The sequence below is a fragment of the Streptococcus sp. NSSLK0004 genome, from assembly GCF_059039125.1.
In genome coordinates this window covers 257128-276882 of the sequence record NZ_CM180142.1, presented here as the reverse complement: position 1 = coordinate 276882, position 19755 = coordinate 257128, and the positions used below count along the sequence as shown (strand labels likewise).

Below are 19755 nucleotides of genomic sequence, written 5' to 3'. Positions count from 1 at the left end.
TATTATACAAGTCTCGATTTCAAAATCAAGTCAGAAGATTCATTTTTAGACAATGTGTCTAAAAATGTTCAAAAGGAGAAAACATGGGAACAGATAATCGAAAAGAAAGAACACGTCAAGCCATTTTAGAAGCCATGGTCACCTGCCTAGAATCACAGGGTTTTAACGAAATCACAACAACTCATCTAGCTCAGACAGCAGGGATCAGTCGCTCCAGTTTTTATACCCACTATAAGGATAAGTACGAATTAATCGATTCCTACCAACAAGGTCTTTTTCATAAATTAGAGACCATATTTGACCACTATGATGGAAATCGCCAAACATTTTTCCTAGAGATTTTTGAACTACTCTACCGCGAAAAACTCCTTTCTGCCCTACTGACTCACAATGGTACACAGGAAATCCAACAGTTTCTTATCAATAAAGTCCGTCTGCTCATCGCAAATGACTTAGCAGAACGACTTGGAAAAGAAGATTTAGCACCATCTGAGAAAGAATACCGTAACATCTATTTTTCACACGCCTTCTTTGGCATCATGCAAGCATGGATAAAAAACGGTAAAAAAGAATCGCCTCAATTTATGACTGATTTTCTGATAAAAATGTTACCGTAACCCTCATTTTCTACTAGCACCTTTCATAAAAAGTGGTATAATAGTCTCATTGCTACGCAAACGTTTTCAACAAGGAGGTTAGACATGATCCAAGCAGAGAATCTTTCAAAAACCTATTCGATTATTGATAAGGAAGTGGGGTTAAAAGGCTCTATCAAGGCTTTTTTCAAACCTAAGAAAAAATCAATTCCTGCTGTCCAAGATATTTCTTTGCAAGTTAAAAAAGGAGAAATTATTGGCTATATCGGCTCCAACGGTTCTGGTAAATCTACCACGATTAAGATGCTGACAGGGGTCCTCTTTCCAGACCAAGGGCAAGTAAAAATCAACGGACTCAATCCGCAAGAACACCGCAAGGCGGTCAACAAACAAATCGGCGTACTTTTTGGACAAAAATCCCATCTAGATTGGAATTTGCCTGTGCAGGAGTCTTTTATTCTCCATGCTAAAATATACGATGTCCCAGATAAAGTCTTCAAAGAAAGACTGGCTGTCTTGATTGACTTATTGGATTTAGCAGACATCATGAAACAACCCATCCGCAACCTTTCACTCGGTCAACGGGTTCGGTGTGAGTTTGCTGCTATCTTTATCCACCAGCCTGCCGTTGTATTCTTAGATGAACCGACAATCGGCTTGGATGCTAGTGTCAAGGAGACCATTCGCTCCTTCATCCGCTATATGAATCAGCAATACCAGACCACCTTTTTGATTACTTCCCATGATATGAAGGACATCGAGAGCCTCTGTGAGCGGATCTTTATCATTGATAAGGGCAAGAAAGTCTACGATGGTTCACTGACCGTCCTCAAAGAACGCTTTTCCACAGTGAAGACCATTCTCTTTTCCACAGAAAAGCCGATTGAAAAAGTCTTGCAACTAGAAGGCTGGGAATTTGAACGAATAGATGACTTTCATTTTGAAATCCACTACCAAAGTAAAGTTTGGACCAGTGCTCAGGTGATTGAGCAAGTCTTCAATCACTTTACTGTGGAAGATGTTACCATGAAAGAATTGGAAATTGAAACCATGGTCCGCCAAATTTATGAGGAGGGTATTCATGCGTAAATATTTCTATATGACCCGCCTGATTATGATGACTGCCTTACAATATAAGGCCTTCTTTGTGGCCACCTTCGTTTCACTGGCAGTGAAAATCTTGGTGGCTCTCTATGTTTGGAAGACTATTTTCTTTACCCAGTCAGAAGTCAATGGCTTCACCCTCCAAACCTTTACTACCTACATCATCTTTGCCAATCTACTAGCCAGTTTAAATTCCTTCTCACTTGGTCAAGATTTATCCTATAGCATTTTGCAAGGAAGCATTGCTGGGGAATTTCTCAGACCTTATTCCTTTATCCTAGCGCTGTTTTTCAAAGACCTGGGAAATAAGCTCTTAGAACTCTTCAAATTTGCCTTGGTATTTATCGGCATCCTACTTGTCCATCAAGACTTTTATCTACCTGACGGGAAAACTATTTTGCTCTTTCTAGTCAGCTCCATCCTCGGCATGTTCATCGTTCAACTCTTAGATATGGCATTTGGGTTTTTAGCATTTTTTACGGTCAACGCTTGGGGTGTCATGCTCCTACGGACTGGACTCTTTAATCTAGCTTCGGGTGCTCTCTTACCGCTCAGCTTCTATCCACAGGCTGTGGAAAACTTTTTGAAAGTCTTGCCCTATAATTATGCAGTTAACATTCCAGTTTCCATTTTATTGGGACAGGAAAGCGATCTAACAGCCCTGAGTTTGCAGATTCTCTGGATACCGATTCTTGCCTGCTTCATCGCCCTACTTTGGTCCCAAGCCAAACGCCGCATTGTGATTTTTGGAGGGTAAGATGAGAAAATATATCAGTCTTTATTTGTATAATATTAAAGTCTACATGATGGCGCAAATGTCTTTTCGAGTAGATTTCTTCATTGGACTCTTTTCTTCCTTGATTGAACAAATTGTCTACCTGATTTTCCTGAACATCCTCTTTGGAAACATCAAGGAAATTGCTGGTTTCAACTACGGTCAAATGCTCTTTATCTATGGTATTGCGACCGTCGGACGCTCCATCCACTTGATATTCTTTGATAATCTTTGGATGTTCGGCAGTCGCTATATCCGACAAGGAGAGTTTGAACGACTCCTCCTTATGCCAGTCAATCCACTCTTTCAGCTTATTTGTGAACGAATCCAGCCACAAGGAATCGGAACGACTCTGATCGGCTCTATTGCTCTTATCCAAGCTTCCAATGAATTGGGCTTGGAATGGACTATCGAAAAACTACTTCTACTCGTCTTTATCAGCCTTTGTATTGGTCTACTGTATGCAACCATTCAACTTGGGCCTACTGCTTTGGCATTTTGGATTGTAGAATCCTTTCCGCTGACCATGGGCATCTTCGCCCTCAATCAGATGGCCCAATATCCTCTCAATATCTACCCAAAAATCATTCAAATCTTACTGATTTTTGTCTTCCCTTATGCCTTTACAGCCTATTTCCCAGCCCTCTACTTCCTAGATTTATCCATGTGGGGACTGATTTTACCGCTGGTTGTCCTCATCCTATTTGCGATTAATTACAAACTCTTCCGCTACGGCATGACCAAGTTCACGAGTGTAGGTGGTTGAGCAAGTCTACGGATAGACTTGCTCAAGTGGGAGATGAGAGCTAGCGAAAGCTAGCTAACATTTGGATTAGTCCGAGGGACTTCTTTAAGTTGGAAATAAAGGTCGACGGTAGTCGACTGTCCTTGCAATCACCTGACATATTGGAGGCCAGCTCTCTATTATTTACACAGAGAGTATAAACACTTCTTTTCAGGCAAAACTATTACCTATTAAGAGTAGACTGTTTGGTATTCTAAAAGGCATTCATTTTCTTAGAAATAAGAAAAAGCCTGATAAACGCTAACTCGGCCCACAACAACAAAACAGCTTGATACTCGTAGAGAGTATCAAGCTGTTTTTTTATTTCTCAGCCAAAATGACTTGTTCAATGACTTCTAGTACACCGGATTGGTCGTTCGAGGGTGCTACAAACTTAGCTGCCTGCATCACTTCTTCTGGACTGCCTTCCATGGCATAGGAATGGGTGGCATACTCCAACATTTCAAGGTCATTGCCACTATCACCAAAGGTCATGATTTCATCGGGTGAGATATTCCAGCGTTTTGCCAGAAAATCTAAAGCTACTCCCTTGTTGACTGCGGGGTGTACAATATCGATGAAATTAAAACCACTCGATACTGCACGCGCCTTTCCTTGACTGACAGCATTCAACTGACTGACCAGCTCTGCTATGTCCTGACCTGGCAGGTCCAAGGTCAAAATAGTGAACTCATCATCTGGTAAGTTAAGTAGGCTATCAATCTCCACACAGATATCATTGTGTTTTTGAATCACACGCTTAAAATCTTCTGGAGCTGATTTTGCATAATAGAGCGCCTTGGTACCACTGATAGAACAGCGGTCTAGTAAGTTCTTCTGCGCCAATAGGTCTATCAACACTTCTACGGTCGCCTTGTCAAAATGCCAGAGTTGAATACGGATACCATTTTCAACGATAACAGCTCCGACTTCCGATACAATGGTCATCTGCTCTGCTTGTTGCGGAAAAAATGAACGAATCTGCTGGTACTGGTTGCCCGAAATCGCAGCCACCCGCACCCCTTTCTCCTGCAAGGCCGTAAAAATCATCGCAAATCGTGAGCGGTCGTAATCGTTTTGGGAGTTAAGGAAGGTCCCGTCCATATCAAAAGCTACTAATCGAATCATCTACTTGTCCTCTTCTTGTTCTAAATAAGCCTCTATCACTTGGAAAACGCCAGCTTGATCATGGGCAGGTGCAATATACTTGGCGACTGCTTTGACCTTGTCCGTCGCATTCTCCATAGCATAGGAATAGCCCACCAATTCTAGCATTTCCAGGTCATTATCCGAATCCCCGAAAGCCAGAACAGCATCTGGAGAGAGTCCGAGTTCTGCCAAAACCTGCTCCAATCCCCAAGCTTTGTGAATGCCGGTAGGCAGAATATCTACTGAACCATATCCACTAGTTACCGCCTGTAAGCGTCCTGCAAAGGCTTGATTGAAGGAGCTAGTCCACTCCTCTACTTGACATTCAGGTACCCAGAAACCTAATTTGTAAAACGTTTCCTTGTCTATTAGTAGCCGCAAGTCCTCTACATAACGAACCCGCTCTAGAAAGGCTTGCATTTGGACTTCTTCGATTGGCAAATCTGCGTCCGAAAAGGGTCGGTTGGCACCAGTTTGCATGTAAATCACATCATCATTGGCAAGCATGAGGCATATGGTTGCCCATTTCCCTTCAAAAAAATCCAAGACTGCTCGCAAATCCTGCTCTGTCATTACCCTACGAACCCGCGTCTGCCCCGATTGATAAATATGGGCACCATTATCAGCTACGAAAATCAAGCGATTCTCAAATTCTTTGCAGAGTTGCAACAGACGATCCATGCCATTACCACTTGCGATGACGAAAGGAATCTGCCTGACCTCCAATTTTTCCAAAAGCCTAGCAAACCGCTCGCGATCCACTCGCCCCTTTTCATCTAAAAATGTACCGTCCATATCGGTCGCAATTAACTGAATATCCATGTATCTTCCTACCAACTCAAGTTCATAAGAGCAGTCATCTCTTGATAAGCGGTGTCGATACGTTGTTTTGTTTCTTCATCAATTTGATTCCTATGAACACCACCTTCAATAAAATCAGCTAAGATTAAGGTCTGGTAGGTGAATTGCTCGTGACCTTCTTTCGAATAGGTTCCCTTAGAAACCTTGCTAACCCAAGTAGGCTGAGCCTGTGCCGTCTGAATAGTTGTCACCCCGTCCTTCTTCTCCAGCGTGATATCCATCAACACTCCTCGCTCTGTCCACTGGGCATTAACTACACCTTCCATGGTTTCAATCCGTTGATTGGAGAGAAAGTTCCCCATGGAATAGACAATCAACTTACGTTGACCATCTTTTTCGACAATTTCTGCAGGCTCGACAACGTGAGGATGCCCCCCTAAAACAATATCTGCTCCCCACACAATCATCTCATGATAGAGAGTTGTTTGTTCTTCTGTTGGATTCAATTGATATTCTACACCTGCTTGCGGCATCACAATGGTAATATCTGCCTCTTGCTCTGCACGTTCAATTTCTGCCTGCATTTTTTCCTTTGAAAAATCTGACAGATAAGCGTCATATTCCTCTTGAGTCAGGTTACCTTCCATACCATTAAATCCATAAGCATAACCTAGAATAGCAATCTTAATCCCATTGACTTCCCGAATATAGAGGGGTGCTGTACTCCTATTTCCCTCGGAATAGACACCAATCGAGTCGATTCCAACTTCTTTAAAAGTATTGACGGTTGAAATCAAGCCTGGTAATTGCGAATCTAAGATATGATTGTGGGCCAAGTCCACCACATCATAACCCGCCTCAGCCATAGCTGTCGCTACCGCAGCTGGTGCATTGAAAAGAGGATAGCCTGCCAAGCCATAATCTGGCGAAATCGTTCCTTCAAAGTCTGCAATTGCCAGGTCTGCTTGTTCAAGCCAAGGCTTAACATAAGTAAAGTTCTCAGAAAAATTGTAAGAACCATCCGACTGTTCCGCACTCATGTAAAGAATATCGTGGTAGAGCAAGTCCCCATGGGCCATAATTCGAGCTGTCTGAACAGGATTCGCCGAATTGGATGCAGACTGACTTTCTCCAGTAGTCGACTGAGAACTCGGTACTACCTGACTCTGCTTTCCTGTCTGACGAAGCCATCCGAATGCAAAAATGGTTATCCCCAACAAGAGTACAATACTTGAAACGATATATACCCAGTGTAACTGTTTTTTCTTATGTCGTCTCCCAACTCGATTTCGTCTTCTTTTCATTATAACCTCCATCTAATTGTCCATCTATTTCATATTCTAGTATAGTCTATTTTTAAAGGAAAATCTAGAAAAAATAAAAGACTGGAGTAATTCCAGTCCTAGGTCACTATTCTTCAATATAGAGTAACTTCCCACGAAAATCTTCAATAGTTTCATAGCCTTTTTCAACCATAATTGCTTGCAATTCGGCAGTGATTCGCTCAAAAGCAGCTACCCCTTCCTTTTGAAGAGTTGTTCCGATTTGAACCATACTAGCACCACAAAGAATATGCTCAAAGGCATCACGCCCTGTCAAAACACCACCTGTTCCAACAATCTGAATTTCAGGTTTTAAGCGTTGGTAAAAAGCATGAACATTGGCCAAAGCTGTTGGTTTGATGTATTCTCCACCGATACCGCCAAACCCATTTTTAGGCTTGATAACGACTGATTCGTCTTCAATATACAGTCCATTTCCAATCGAATTCACACAGTTGACAAACTTTAGAGGAAATTGATTAAAAATCGCCGCTGCCTGATCAAAATGAACAATATCAAAATATGGTGGCAATTTGATTCCCAACGGTTTAGTGAAATAGCTAAAAACCTCACGTAAGATGGTTTCTGTCGTTTCAAAATCATAAGCAATCTGTGGCTTATCTGGGACATTTGGACAAGAAAGATTTAATTCTGTCAAACCCTTAAAATCACTGGCTTGAACAGTTTTCAAAATCTCATGGGTCTCATCAGGTGACATACCCACCAAGGACAAAACAAATGTTCGATTTGGATCCGATTCCTGTAATTCTAGTAGATAATCCAAGTAGTAAGTCAAGCCCTGATTTGGCAAGCCCATGGAATTAATCGACCCTAGTGGCACATTTTGATAGCGTGGCTCAGGATTACCCGCACGATAATCTAAAGTTGCTGTCTTGGTTACAAAAGTTCCTGCCGCTGAATCCTTAATCGCTTCCAACTCTTCCTTGGTCATGCACCAAACCCCTGCTGCATTCATCAAACAATTATCGAAGTTAAATCCACCCAGTGTTGTCGCTGTTGAAACCATCTTTCCTCCTATTTTCGCTCAATATATGCCAAGTATTTTTAGTCAACTAAGGAAAAAACGATTGCTTTCCTGACTTGCACAATTAAGAGCGTCTTTTTTATTTGTTTTATTATAGCATAGCTTCTCCCGAGTTCAGGCAAAGCACTGTCAATGTTCGTATTTTAAAAAGAGAGTCCCTGTCGGACTCCTTTCATCGTGCTAAAATTTACGAAGTAAGCAAGAAAGACTTTTTCTGTACTTCTTATATAAGGGAACATTTAAACCACCCTACTGTTTTGGTTTGTCTTGCTCATCTTTTTCTTCATCCAGGAGAAAAAGAGTCATCCCATTGTCAAGATTATTATAACTCCTTCTTCAACCCTATTTTCCAGAAATTCATTTATTTTAATAATCAGCCGACCACCTCTAACATGGGTTTATATTATTTTTTGATACCTTACATATAGTTCGCAAATAAACCACTGAATGGACATAATAGATAAAGTGATTAAACTAGCCCCTAAAAGCTCTCGTCCTGCAAAAATTGGAATCAAGAAAGTTGCCCCGAATGCTGATATGAAACCAAACATGGATTGCAGGACTCCATTATGTTTAGAATAAGCTACTCTGGTTATAGATAGAAGATTGTAATACCGAATCCGCAAAGCTACTTCAGCGATTCCCAGTCCCCATATCATCGGTGTAATAGATGAAAGCGCACCCGAGTCTTTACTAACAAATGGTAACCACCAGCCAGATGACCCAATCACAAGCATAGAAGTTACTGTTAAAGAAACCCAACTCAGCCATAAGATAAATCTTCTCCCCTCTTGAATATCCTTATGACCAATCCCATAATTGTGAGAAATGTTAATCATCGAAACGTTACTGGACGATGACACAAATCCATCTAAAATCAATAATACACTCGATATAATATATTTGGCACTAGCTAAGGAAGGAGAAATCTGATACAGACCAACAGTTATAAACATATTAGCTACTCGAGGGATAAGAAAACGAACGACTTCCCACTTTGCCTGCCGAAATATTGTCTTTATCAACTCCCAGTTAAAATCAAAACCTTTTAGAAATTGAGGATTTTCAATCAAGAAATAACCGAATGGAATGCTATTGGCAACTGCTGATACAATCGGAAATGCGACTATCCCAAGCGGCTTGATTAGGATGACAAAAAATAAACCAACAATGGTGACGATACACATCATCCACGACAAGAGAACCGCCTTCCCCGATTGTAAACTCACCCGATAATAAGTAGGAATCAGCAAACCAATCGGATTGGTCAGTAGAACACTTAAGATATAGACAAGATAGTAGGGGAAAACTTCCTCATAAGGTAACCCTAGACTTTTGATAATGACTGATGAACCAAGCAACAGAATAAGACTTAAAGGCAAGAGAAACAAGTATACAAGATACAATGCATTTTTTATGAAAATGTAGGGATTGGCGTGCTCCACAACATACTTTGGAAACTGTGATGTAAATGCCGCCCACACCATAGTGTAGGTCACAGCTAAAAAAGGCAATAGCGAATCAATCACTGAAACATAAGGTAAATAGTGACTAGCATACCCCGCTACAGGATAGAGGGATAGAAGCAAAGCAGTTACTAACTTCAAACTATTCTCCGCCAATGACCGACCAAAATCATATAAAAACATGATAGACAATTGTTTATGAGATAATCGATTCATCTACTTTCCTCATCAACTGCTCTACTACAAAGAAATCTAATTCTGTATCAATATCATACTGTGACCATCCAGGTGACAAATAACCAAACGTAGACGCGGTGTAAAAGGACTGATTCTCAGAAAATTTACCCACAGTAGACATCCACATGGAACCATCAGGGTAATAAAGTAACCCTTGTGACTGCCGATTGGTTTTCATATTGTCCAACTTTGGTAAGTGAAATAGACCATTTGCTAGTAATGGTGCTACTAAGGATACGTTCCTATCAAATGGCTTGACTGTAATGCAGGCACTAAAGATATCTGACCACGACCTTGCAAAATCCTGAATATAAGCCACAGACCGCAAGGGACATGTCACTTGAAATTCAATAAATACTGTATCCGAAGCATAACTTCTTTCTGCAAAGACATGCAGTATGGTCTCTGCCATCGGAGAAGTATCTGTCGCTAATTCACTTGGACGATTGATATAAATCAGCTTGTCGCCATAATAGGAGGACAATAGACTCATGTAGCTTTCAGAGTCTGTTGATACCACCACTTCATCAAACAGTTGACTGGCTAAAACCAAATCTATCGTATGACACACTAAGGGCTTACCACCTATCGTTCTAATATTTTTATGTACTACCCCTTTGGAACCAGACCGCATTGGAATAATTGCTACCCTCACACTTTACCTCCAATCTCAACAATGCCACTACATCTCATATAACTCTAATCATTCAGTTATTCAAGCTTCATCATTCTCCCCTTGCTCTTTTACTAGCGAAACATAGTAGGCGAGCTTATTAAATGTTAACCCAAAAGTTGCCAGTTCGTCTTGCAATAGCTTTGCGCCCGATACCATAATCCCTCGTATTTCCACATTGGGTAGATCTTTTAGCAACAAGGCTGTAGTGGAATAATAATGATAGACTTCCACCCGTTCGTAGTCAGCTAACAGGCCAACAACAAAATCCTCTGCCAGAAGTTCTGTCTCCACTTGATTGACATAGGAAATATCCATCGGCCTCCTTGGATGTTTTAGATAAAAATCAATCCCCAACTGCAAACAGGCAGCCTGAGTATAGCTAGCAGTATCTATTCTGGAATCTTGGATTTCTTGACCAATGAAGACACGAGCCAAAGGCTTTTTCTCATCGCTTCCATCCCCCACCTCAAAAGCTAGAGATAGTTTGGTAAGCACTGGTGCAGGGATAATGCTTGGAATATCAAATACGGTGTAATGTTCTACGGACGAAGCCTTTATACGCTCTTGATTCCAAGATGGATGCAAGTGCTTAAATGTATCGATTTGGCCAGGAGTTCCAAAAACTCCAGACTTTAAAACAGAAGCTGTCCCATCATCAAAGGTTTTAATCTTGGTATCAGGGTGTAATTCGAGATAAATCGAAACCGGTACGGAATCAAGCGAAGCCAAATAGAGATAGTCGACTGCCGACGGCAGGGAAGAAACTCCTTGATATAATGTATCATCTGTACTGTGGTCGAGTAAGTGTAATTGCACACTTGGTGGAAGTTGTTCCAACAAAGGCGTCCACTTGATTGCAACTAGCTGATTCTTGAAGATAGCCAAATCCCAGGTATCCTCCGGTTGTAACTGCATGACTGCCAATGCAACCTTAAGCTGAAAGGGAGATTGGCAAAATATTAAATTTCTCAATGCTATTCCTCATCTATTTTTTCATCAAAATCCCGTTCTTTAATCCAGTCTGCCAAAAATTCCATATTCAAGGAAAAACACGTTAGACCGTAACGGCTTAAGCCTTCTCACAAAGAAAGTGTCTTCAACTTACATCTCTGGAGCCGACCGATTTTAGCCAGTTGAGCAAGGCTCTTTCAGCCTCTTCATGAGAAAACTCCTGAGCGATTTCTAGTACCTTTTTTGAGATTTCCTTGCGGTAGTCCACTTGCCAAGTCGCAAATTTTCTCAATAGTTCTACTAACTCTTCAACCGTATCAAAACCCGTTCCATAGTCTAATTTCTCCAAAACTTGATTATGGCCATAGTCAATCTTTGAAAGAAGGGGAATCAAACCAACTCCCAAGCTTTCGACCATAGCATTGGCATACACTTCACTGATAGAACAAGAAAGGTAGGCCGCATAGGTATGGCGTGGGATAAGGGCTGTATCTACAAAGCCCTTCAGAATAACGTTGTCAGGAATCTGATGACTTTTCTTAAACTTTTCAACTTCATTTGCCATTCCACCGTAGATGTGCAACTCTAATTCCGGCACCTGACGAAAGGCTTCAATAGCCATCTCGACCCGCTTAATCTTGTTAAAGTGGCTTGAAAGAAAGACTTTGTTAGAGGACAATCCCATTGGCGGCTGAGAGGAAACCGCCACACCTACCGGATGGATAAATGTAGCGTCATACCCATCTTCTACCAGTCGCTGATTGAGATAGGGACTGGCCGTCAGTAGCTTAGTTGGAAGATCCATATGATAGCTACTGGTGTTTTCCAGTCCATGATAGTGGTTATAGTGTAAGACATCTCGATAGATAATCCCCCTCTCCTCAGCATAGTCTATCAGGCCAGGAAAGTGAGATTGCAGCTGATCTTTTATGATAACATCCTTCTCAGTCCCATGCTCATCCAGATAACGCATAACCAAGTCCTCTTCTTTTAGTTCTTCCCCATCCAGATAATAGGAGGCTGCTTGATTTTCCGTTGGGCCCTTATAATCGCCAGAAATAGCGATAGAACCATCTCTATTATAGTACTCAAAGGATTGTTCTTGATTCCCATAGGCAGTAAAATAGGGACCTTGGGAACAAAAGGTAGTCGAAACAATTTCTAAGTTGGTGTTGCGATGCAAGATACCAACTACAAAACCATCTGGATTAGTATCAACATCAAGGAAGCCATCGGACACCTTATAGATTTTATATTGAGGCCCTTCCTGTAATAGCTCAGCTCCCACCTCTAAGGTCTGCTCGAAGTCTGCAAGGGTATAGGTAAAGGTCCTCACATCCATATCCGAGTAGGTGCTCGGAAGGTTAACGACATCTTCTGGATCAAAGCCCATGAACTGCAAGCGCTGGTAACTATGCTCTAGCACAAAGGGGGTGGTTATGAGAAATTTATTGGCGATGCCGTGCTTTCTTAGTATGGCATGCCGGTAGGTTTGGGTGGATTCATAACCAAATATTTTAGGCGACATAAATCGTCTGACGGTATAGACTGTCATTACTTCTCCCACTTTCTATTAAAGTCTATTGTTTTCATTTCCTGTAGAAAAAGCGAACAAGTTCGCTCTTCTGATAACAAAAGGCACTCTTGTTCGCTTTTGGGGTTCAGTACTGGATTACTCTGGCATCGAGGTCGTCATTTCTGCTGGCCTAATAGTCATCGCTATTCCAGTTGTTGCTTCTGCCTCATAGGCTTGGCGACGATAGTAGTAGGTGATTTTTTTAGTTCCTTCTTCCACCGCACCTTCTTCAGCCTCATCCACGCTAACAAAGGAATAACCGACTGTTTTACTTCCTATATAATATGTGTATTCAACAACAGCAGTAACAGAATAGTAATCCCCTTCAGGAGTAATAACAAGACTCTTTATAGAAAGTTTCGTTGGGTTCACATTCTGCATATAATGGTATTCCACAAAATCATAGACCGTTTGATAGTCTGAAGTTGTTATTGTGCCTCCACTCCATGTTTTAGTTTCCGTTACAGTCACATATCCATCCGCATCCGGAGTAACGAGATTTCCATTATAATCAATCATTTCTAAAACCGGAAGCCGTATCAAAGCAATCTCTGCATTCTTCGCTGTTTTATCAGCTGTTGTATCGTAGGTCAAACCGGTCGGTACAGTCTCTGTTGTCTCAGATACTACTTCACCTGCCGCATCACGCACAATTGTTGTAGTCCGATTAGCAACTACACCATTGTCCACGATTGTTGATCCAGAAACAATCTCTTCACCCGTATCAATATCCACGTAGCGAGTGATGACAGTACCTGTTACAGGCGTGGAAGTCGTTTCCGTCGTGTTTGGAGCAAGTTTGTAAATATAAGTGACAGTCGTTGTACCTTCTTTAACAAGACCTTGCTCTACATCACCATCTTGAACTTGGACAAACTCATAGTATTGACCATTGTAGCTGATGAGATTTGGTTTTTGGGTTGTAGCATCATACGTCAGACCTGAGGCAATTGTTTCTTCTTTGGAGCTAGCAACGCCATCAATAGTCGTTGTAGTAGTCGTTGTAGTAGACACTACTCCGTTTGCTACCAAGTTGTAAAGATCTTTAATCTCATTACCGTCTGTATCCACATACCTGACATTGACACTACCAGTCACATTTGACTCACTAACTTTTGTCGTCACTTGCGGTACATGTTTGTAGATGTAAGTAACGGTTGTTGTACCTTCTTTAACAAGACCTTGCTCTACATCGCCATCTTTGACTTGGACAAACTCATATACTTTGCCATCATAGGTGATGGTCGTTGGTTTTTGGGTTGTAGCATCATATGTCAGACCTGAGGCAATTGTTTCTTCTTTGGAGCTTGCAACGCCATCAATAGTCGTTGTAGTAGTCGTTGTAGTAGACACTACTCCGTTTGCTACCAAGTTGTAAAGATCTTTAATCTCATTACCGTCTGTATCCACATATTTAATGTTGACATTACCTGTGGTAGAGGTTTCCGTTTCTGATTCCTCAGTGATAATAGGAATATAGCCCACATACTCCCAGTCTTCATGTGTAGCTGCAGTATGTGAAAAACGAGAGGATAGCTCAATTGAAACCGTGTCAACGACAGACAAAAAGTCGACTTCTGCTGCTAAAGTAGTTAGGGAGCTTGCTAAACCACCAACTACAAATAAAGAAATTAGTAGTGTTTTTCTTGTCTTTTTATTTCTAAAGGCTATCCAACCTGCAAAACTAGCAAGTCCAATTCCTGCGATAGAAAGCACTGTTGAGGCTACTGTACCTGTCTTTGGAAGAATGTGACTCACTTTTTGAGATGGGGCATCGTTTTTCGGCGGAATGATTGTACCTGGTTCAACTGGGACTGGCACTATCTCTCCTTTTTGTTTGTAAACAAGAGTAAAGCCAGTAATCCACTCCACATTCCCTGTCTCATCATTAATCCATGACATTGGTACATCTGTAATCTGTCCTTCAACGACTTGAGACTTTTGTTCATCTGATAGAGAATCTAGCGCCACACGATTAATCGGCGTATTTTGAAGACCAGATTTGATTTCAGCAGCTTCAACACTTGGAAGACCTAAAAAACCTAAAGCTCCGGTAAGCGTAACCGTACAAACCAGCCCATAAGCTTTCGTTTGTATCATCCGTTGTCTTCCTTCTGCTTCTGCAACTTTCGAAAAGATACTTTTCCTATTCATCTAAATTACCTCAAAAAATATGAATTGAATTAAAATATTTTAACTATCAAATCTATTATAAAAAAAAAAATAATATATGCAAGAGTTTTGAATCCAAATAATCATTATTCTTTCTGTAATTATTTTTTTCTGTGCGAAATATCTCCTCTTCACATTCCATTTTCCACCTAAAATCCTATTTTTATTTTCTAACAGAAATCGTCTTATTCTGTAGAAGTGTCCGATTCTACGAATCATTCGTAGAGAGACGAAATATTTACTATAGTACAGAAAATTTAGAAAATTTGTTATTTTCTACTTTACATTTAAAAATCATGGTGCTATAATAATTATCAGATAAATTAAATTGTCAGACAATTTAATAAATAAAAAAAGAAATCAGGTGACCTATATGTCAAATGCAAAAGCTTATATCCAAGCATCTTTTGAAGCTGTTAAAGCTCGTAATCCACACGAAACAGAATTCCTCCAAGCTGTAGAAGAACTCTTCTCTACACTTGAGCCTGTTTTTGAAGCTCATCCAGAATATATCGAAGAAAATATCCTTGCTCGTATCGTTGAGCCTGAGCGTGTGATTAGCTTCCGTGTGCCATGGACTGACAAGGACGGAAACGTACAAGTCAACCGTGGCTACCGTGTACAATTCAACTCAGCTGTTGGTCCTTACAAGGGCGGTCTTCGTTTCCACCCAACTGTAAACCAGTCTATCTTGAAATTCCTCGGTTTTGAACAAATCTTCAAAAACGTCTTGACTGGTCTTCCAATCGGCGGTGGTAAAGGTGGTTCTGACTTTGACCCTAAAGGAAAAACTGATGCTGAAATCATGCGTTTCTGCCAAAGCTTCATGACTGAATTGCAAAAACATATTGGTCCTTCACTTGACGTCCCAGCTGGTGACATCGGTGTCGGTGGTCGTGAAATTGGTTACATGTACGGTCAGTACAAACGCCTTCGTCAATTTGATTCAGGTGTCTTGACTGGTAAACCTCTTGGTTTCGGTGGTTCATTGATTCGTCCAGAAGCAACCGGTTACGGTTTGGTTTACTTCACTGACAACATGTTGGCAGCCAACGGTAAATCCTTCAAAGACCAAACAGTCCTTATCTCAGGTTCTGGTAACGTTGCTCAATACGCTGTTCAAAAAGCGACTGAACTTGGTGCGAAAGTCATCTCTGTTTCAGATTCAAATGGTTACATCATTGACGAAACAGGTATTGACTTTGACCTCTTGGTGGACATCAAAGAAAAACGCCGCGCTCGTTTGACAGAATACGCTGCAGAAAAAGCAACTGCTAAGTACTTCGAAGGTTCTGTATGGAACTACGACGGCAAGGCTGACATTGCCCTTCCATGTGCGACTCAAAACGAAATCAACGGTGAGCAGGCTGCTGCCCTTGTAAAAAATGGCGTTTACTGTGTGGCAGAAGGTGCCAACATGCCATCTGACCTTGACGCTATCAAAGTCTATAAAGAAAATGGTGTTCTTTACGGTCTTGCTAAAGCAGCCAATGCCGGTGGTGTAGCTGTATCTGCTCTTGAAATGAGCCAAAACAGCCTTCGCTTGTCATGGACTCGTGAAGAAGTTGACGGCCGTCTTAAAGACATCATGGCAAACATCTTCAACACAGCTAAAGAAACAGCTGAGAAATACGACCTTGGTACAGATTACCTTGCAGGTGCCAACATCGCAGCCTTTGAACAAGTTGCGGATAGCATGATTGCTCAAGGTTTAGTATAATCCGAGAAATAAAAAATACCCCAATGGTTAGATTCCACATCTATCCGTTAGGGTATTTTTTGTACTTTACGATTGACATACTTTGAGTTTATCCTCCAAAATAAATAAGAAACTCATTTATCCAATATAATGGAAGAAAGCAGAATAGTCCATTATTATACTCAATGAAAACCAAAAACAGACTAGCTCCAAAGATCTGGGAGACCTTTGGAGCTAGGAGATATAGACTGACGGTAGTCAGTTCACATCATTCACAGTCTAGGAATAGACTGTTTCAGCTCAACAACTTGAAATTAAGACTTGTTGACGAACTCTTCTATGAATAGTCAAATTCTTTCCCACTCCCTGTCATCAAGTCAAGTCAACAAGGTCTGTTTTTGATTTTCAAAGAGTATTACTTAGCAAAGAGATAAATAAAAAGGACTTAGCCCAGTATAGTACCGAACCAAGCCTATTAAACATATTTAGAATTACTGCGACCGTTATTTCACTATTAATAACTGTCTTCAAATGTCTGGAACCATTCAGCATCCTCAAATCGGAAGGAAACGCTATCGACATCATCTGCACCATAAATAAGTTTGATTTTAGCCTTCTCACCGGCTTTTATTTTTTGTGGAATATCAGCGTCAAAAGTTCGATCGTCTACATAATAATAATCTTCATAAGTTGTGTCTACTAAGCTAAAAGAATATTCATCAAAATAGTAATCATCATCAGTTGTATTTTCTATCTCTAATGTAACCACTATAGCTGTAGAATAGTAATCATCCACCAAATCAATACTTTTATCCTTTTCGATGGATAAAACAGTTACATCCATTTCTGAAAAATAACCTGTTGCTGTTTCACCAAAATCATAGTCGGTATAAATATCCGAGCTATCATAGCTATCATAACTGTCTGAATAGTAAACAGAATCATCTGAAGTAGACTCACTAACACCGAGCGCAATCAATAGGAAGAAACAGGTAACACCTAAAATAAATGTCATAACCACGCCAGCTACCGTTGTCCAAAATAGGGGCTGTTTATATAATGGTTTTTTTCGATAGTAAACAATACCTTCTTCAACAATAAAATCCTTTGGAAACATAATATACTCCTTTTTCATATCATTTGGGTGGGCAAATCAATCCCAGCTTGCAAGAGGGCTTCCTGATAGAGACCGTAGAACTGGTGATAGATTTTTCCTTGCTGACCACTGGTCACAAAGAGATTGACGCGGAAAGAAAATTGGCCTGTCTGCGTTGTCTGTGGTCCCAATATGGTTACTCCTTTAATCGCCTCATACTTTGAAATTTCTTTAGCATTGACCTTTTCAATGACTTGGTAAACCTTCTCCAAATCAGCAGTCAGGCTAAGAGGAATATCAATCTGAGCTCTCATATCGCCACGTGATTGGTTGCTGACAACCAAAATATTTCGGTTAGGGATAAAATGAAGAGTCCCATCTGCATCCCTTACTTGGGTTGTTCGAATGCCTACACTAACAATGGTCCCTGCGATAGTAATCGGTCCATTAGTCAAGCGAACTATATCTCCTACATCAAACTGTCTCTCTAATAGGATGAAAAATCCATTGACCAGGTCTGACAGGAAGCCTTGCGCCCCTAGACCGATGACAACTCCAGCAATTCCAGCTCCAGCAAAAAGGCTAGATACAGGAAGTCCTAGAACTGCTAGTATACAGTATATTAGCAAGAAATATAAACAGTAGGAAAGGCCACTCTCAACCAAGCGACTGATGGTTTTTTGTCGTCCAATATCTTGCGTGGATATTTTTAAGGACGGAACTAGCACTTTTTTTACAGATAAAAGTACTAGCTTCTTTACTATCAAAAAGGCTATAAAAAGAAGGAATAGCGATAAACCTTTATTGAGTAATTCTGTCAGAATGTTGTCTAGATTAAACTGCGCCAAGTATTTCTGAAAAAATTGCGACATAAAGCTCCTTTCTATCCTCTCCATTATACCAAATTTTAAGAAAAGAGGTAGTGTTTATCACCACCTCTCCTTACTTATTTTTCGAAAAATACCGATGTGTCTCTCTAACAATAACAGGAGATAAGGCCAATAAAGCAATCAAGTTTGGCAAAGCCATCAGACCATTTACAATATCAGCCAAAATCCAAATAATATCCAACTTGAGAAAGCCTCCTAAGCCAACCATGGCTACAAAGACCAAACGATAAGGTAAGATAGACTTGGTCCCAAATAAGAATTCAATACAGCGTTCCCCGTAATAAGACCAGCCCAAAATTGTTGTAAAAGCAAAGAGGACGAGACTGACTGTCAGAGCAATGGCTCCAGGATTCCCAAAAACACTTGCGAAAGCTGCCTGAGTTAGAGGGGCTCCAGCTAATCCTTCTGTTGTCCACTGACCCGTCACCAAAATAGAAAGCCCTGTCAGACTGCAGATAATCAGCGTATCGATAAAGGTACCTGTCATGGAAATCAATCCCTGCTCCACAGGATTATCTGATTTGGCTGCCGCTGCTGCGATAGGAGCCGAACCTAAACCAGATTCATTTGAAAAGACTCCACGAGCAATCCCACGTTGAATAGCTTCTTTTACCGTCGCTCCTACAAAACCACCAACTGCTGCAGCAGGAGTAAAGGCAGAGGCGAAGACTAGTTTTAAGGCTGGTAAGATTTGGTCCACATGAACTGCCAAGATGCAAACTGTCGCTACAATATAGAGTATCGCCATAAAAGGTACAACCTTGGTGGATACTTGCGAAATCGTTTCGATTCCTCCAAAAATAACAACTGCTACCAAAACCGCAAGAAGCAAGCTGACTAACTGAGGAGATAAACCAAAGCTACTTTCTAATGATGAGGTAATCGAATTAACTTGTGAGAATGTTCCGATTCCCAAAAGAGCGACTAGAACACCTGAAACCGCAAAAAAGATAGCCAAGGGTTTCCATTTTTGTCCCATCCCCAAGGTGATATAATGCATGGGGCCACCAGCCACTTGGCCATTGGCATCTTTGGTCCGATATTTAATCGCTAGAAACCCTTCTGCATACTTTGTTGCCATTCCAAAGAAGGCTGCCACCCACATCCAAAAAAGTGCCCCCGGACCTCCTGTTGTTATAGCAGTTGCCACCCCAACGATATTGCCAGTACCGACAGTGGCTGCCAAGGCGGTACAAAGGGCCGCAAAACTAGACACATCCCCCTGACCTGACTGGTCACTGGCAAAAATTAAACGAAAGGCCGTCGGCAATTTACCAATCTGAAAAACTCTCAAACGTAAGGTAAAATAAACCCCTGTTCCCACTAACAAGATTAAAAGCGGTGGTCCCCAGACAAAATTATTAATGGCTTGTAGTAATCCTAACATCATTTTCTCCTACATTATTCCTAATTTCT

17 protein-coding genes are annotated in these 19755 nt (G+C 41.0%); 5 read left to right on the top strand and 12 right to left on the bottom strand.

Annotation, left to right across the window (positions count from 1 at the left end):
* Window positions 1-83 precede the first annotated feature (83 nt).
* The 4 genes from AC4CS8_RS01555 (at window position 84) to AC4CS8_RS01540 (ending at window position 3241) form a co-directional block, all read left to right on the top strand.
* Window positions 84-617: a TetR/AcrR family transcriptional regulator gene (locus AC4CS8_RS01555; RefSeq protein ID WP_493893230.1), complete on the top strand. Its 534-nt coding sequence runs from the start codon at window positions 84-86 to the stop codon at window positions 615-617.
* Window positions 618-701: 84 nt separating this feature from the next.
* Window positions 702-1685: an ABC transporter ATP-binding protein gene (locus tag AC4CS8_RS01550; protein WP_493893229.1), complete on the top strand. Its 984-nt coding sequence runs from the start codon at window positions 702-704 to the stop codon at window positions 1683-1685.
* Complete coding sequence (locus AC4CS8_RS01545) at window positions 1678-2457, top strand: ABC transporter permease (protein ID WP_493893228.1); 780 nt, start codon at window positions 1678-1680, stop codon at window positions 2455-2457. The genes AC4CS8_RS01550 and AC4CS8_RS01545 overlap by 8 nt, the downstream gene beginning before the upstream one ends.
* Before the next feature lies 1 nt (window position 2458).
* A complete protein-coding gene (locus tag AC4CS8_RS01540) occupies window positions 2459-3241 on the top strand; it encodes an ABC transporter permease (RefSeq protein ID WP_493893227.1) in 783 nt (260 codons plus the stop codon).
* 339 nt (window positions 3242-3580) lie between these two features.
* On the opposite strand, the gene AC4CS8_RS01535 is transcribed toward AC4CS8_RS01540, so the two are convergent.
* The 9 genes from AC4CS8_RS01535 to AC4CS8_RS01495 all read right to left on the bottom strand — a co-directional run bounded on the left by AC4CS8_RS01535 (window position 3581) and on the right by AC4CS8_RS01495 (window position 14636).
* The gene (locus AC4CS8_RS01535; RefSeq protein WP_493893226.1) at window positions 3581-4387 is read right to left on the bottom strand and encodes a Cof-type HAD-IIB family hydrolase; all 807 of its coding nucleotides are present in this window, start codon (window positions 4385-4387) and stop codon (window positions 3581-3583) included.
* The gene (locus tag AC4CS8_RS01530) at window positions 4388-5230 is read right to left on the bottom strand and encodes a Cof-type HAD-IIB family hydrolase (protein WP_493893225.1); all 843 of its coding nucleotides are present in this window, start codon (window positions 5228-5230) and stop codon (window positions 4388-4390) included.
* Between the two features lie 8 nt (window positions 5231-5238).
* Complete coding sequence (locus AC4CS8_RS01525; protein ID WP_493893224.1) at window positions 5239-6513, bottom strand: CapA family protein; 1275 nt, start codon at window positions 6511-6513, stop codon at window positions 5239-5241.
* A 106-nt stretch (window positions 6514-6619) separates the two neighbouring features.
* Window positions 6620-7558 carry a dihydroorotate oxidase gene (locus AC4CS8_RS01520; protein WP_493893223.1) on the bottom strand — a complete coding sequence of 313 codons (939 nt, stop codon included), beginning with the start codon at window positions 7556-7558 and terminating at the stop codon, window positions 6620-6622.
* Window positions 7559-7974: 416 nt separating this feature from the next.
* Window positions 7975-9258, bottom strand: coding sequence for a hypothetical protein (locus AC4CS8_RS01515; protein ID WP_493893222.1), 1284 nt, complete (start codon window positions 9256-9258; stop codon window positions 7975-7977).
* Entirely contained in the window at window positions 9239-9934 is a 696-nt protein-coding gene (locus AC4CS8_RS01510) for an acylneuraminate cytidylyltransferase family protein (RefSeq protein ID WP_493893221.1), read from the bottom strand. Before AC4CS8_RS01510 ends, AC4CS8_RS01515 begins: the two co-directional genes overlap by 20 nt.
* Window positions 9935-9994: 60 nt before the next feature.
* Window positions 9995-10870 carry a glycosyltransferase family 52 gene (locus AC4CS8_RS01505; protein ID WP_493893220.1) on the bottom strand — a complete coding sequence of 292 codons (876 nt, stop codon included), beginning with the start codon at window positions 10868-10870 and terminating at the stop codon, window positions 9995-9997.
* 181 nt (window positions 10871-11051) lie between these two features.
* A complete protein-coding gene (locus AC4CS8_RS01500) occupies window positions 11052-12461 on the bottom strand; it encodes a glycosyltransferase (protein ID WP_493893219.1) in 1410 nt (469 codons plus the stop codon).
* A gap of 117 nt (window positions 12462-12578) precedes the next feature.
* Window positions 12579-14636 (bottom strand): LPXTG cell wall anchor domain-containing protein, encoded by a 2058-nt coding sequence (locus AC4CS8_RS01495; protein ID WP_493893218.1) that lies wholly within the window; start codon window positions 14634-14636, stop codon window positions 12579-12581.
* Between the two features lie 391 nt (window positions 14637-15027).
* Here AC4CS8_RS01495 and gdhA point away from each other — a divergent pair, with 391 nt between their 5' ends.
* Window positions 15028-16374: an NADP-specific glutamate dehydrogenase gene (gdhA, locus tag AC4CS8_RS01490; protein WP_493893217.1), complete on the top strand. Its 1347-nt coding sequence runs from the start codon at window positions 15028-15030 to the stop codon at window positions 16372-16374.
* 493 nt (window positions 16375-16867) lie between these two features.
* On the opposite strand, the gene AC4CS8_RS01485 is transcribed toward gdhA, so the two are convergent.
* From AC4CS8_RS01485 to AC4CS8_RS01475, 3 genes are all read right to left on the bottom strand, one after another.
* Window positions 16868-17470, bottom strand: coding sequence for a DUF4352 domain-containing protein (locus tag AC4CS8_RS01485; protein WP_493893216.1), 603 nt, complete (start codon window positions 17468-17470; stop codon window positions 16868-16870).
* 14 nt (window positions 17471-17484) lie between these two features.
* The gene (locus tag AC4CS8_RS01480; RefSeq protein WP_493893215.1) at window positions 17485-18321 is read right to left on the bottom strand and encodes a mechanosensitive ion channel family protein; all 837 of its coding nucleotides are present in this window, start codon (window positions 18319-18321) and stop codon (window positions 17485-17487) included.
* A 70-nt stretch (window positions 18322-18391) separates the two neighbouring features.
* Complete coding sequence (locus tag AC4CS8_RS01475; RefSeq protein WP_493893214.1) at window positions 18392-19726, bottom strand: alanine/glycine:cation symporter family protein; 1335 nt, start codon at window positions 19724-19726, stop codon at window positions 18392-18394.
* Between the last annotated feature and the right edge of the window lie 29 nt (window positions 19727-19755).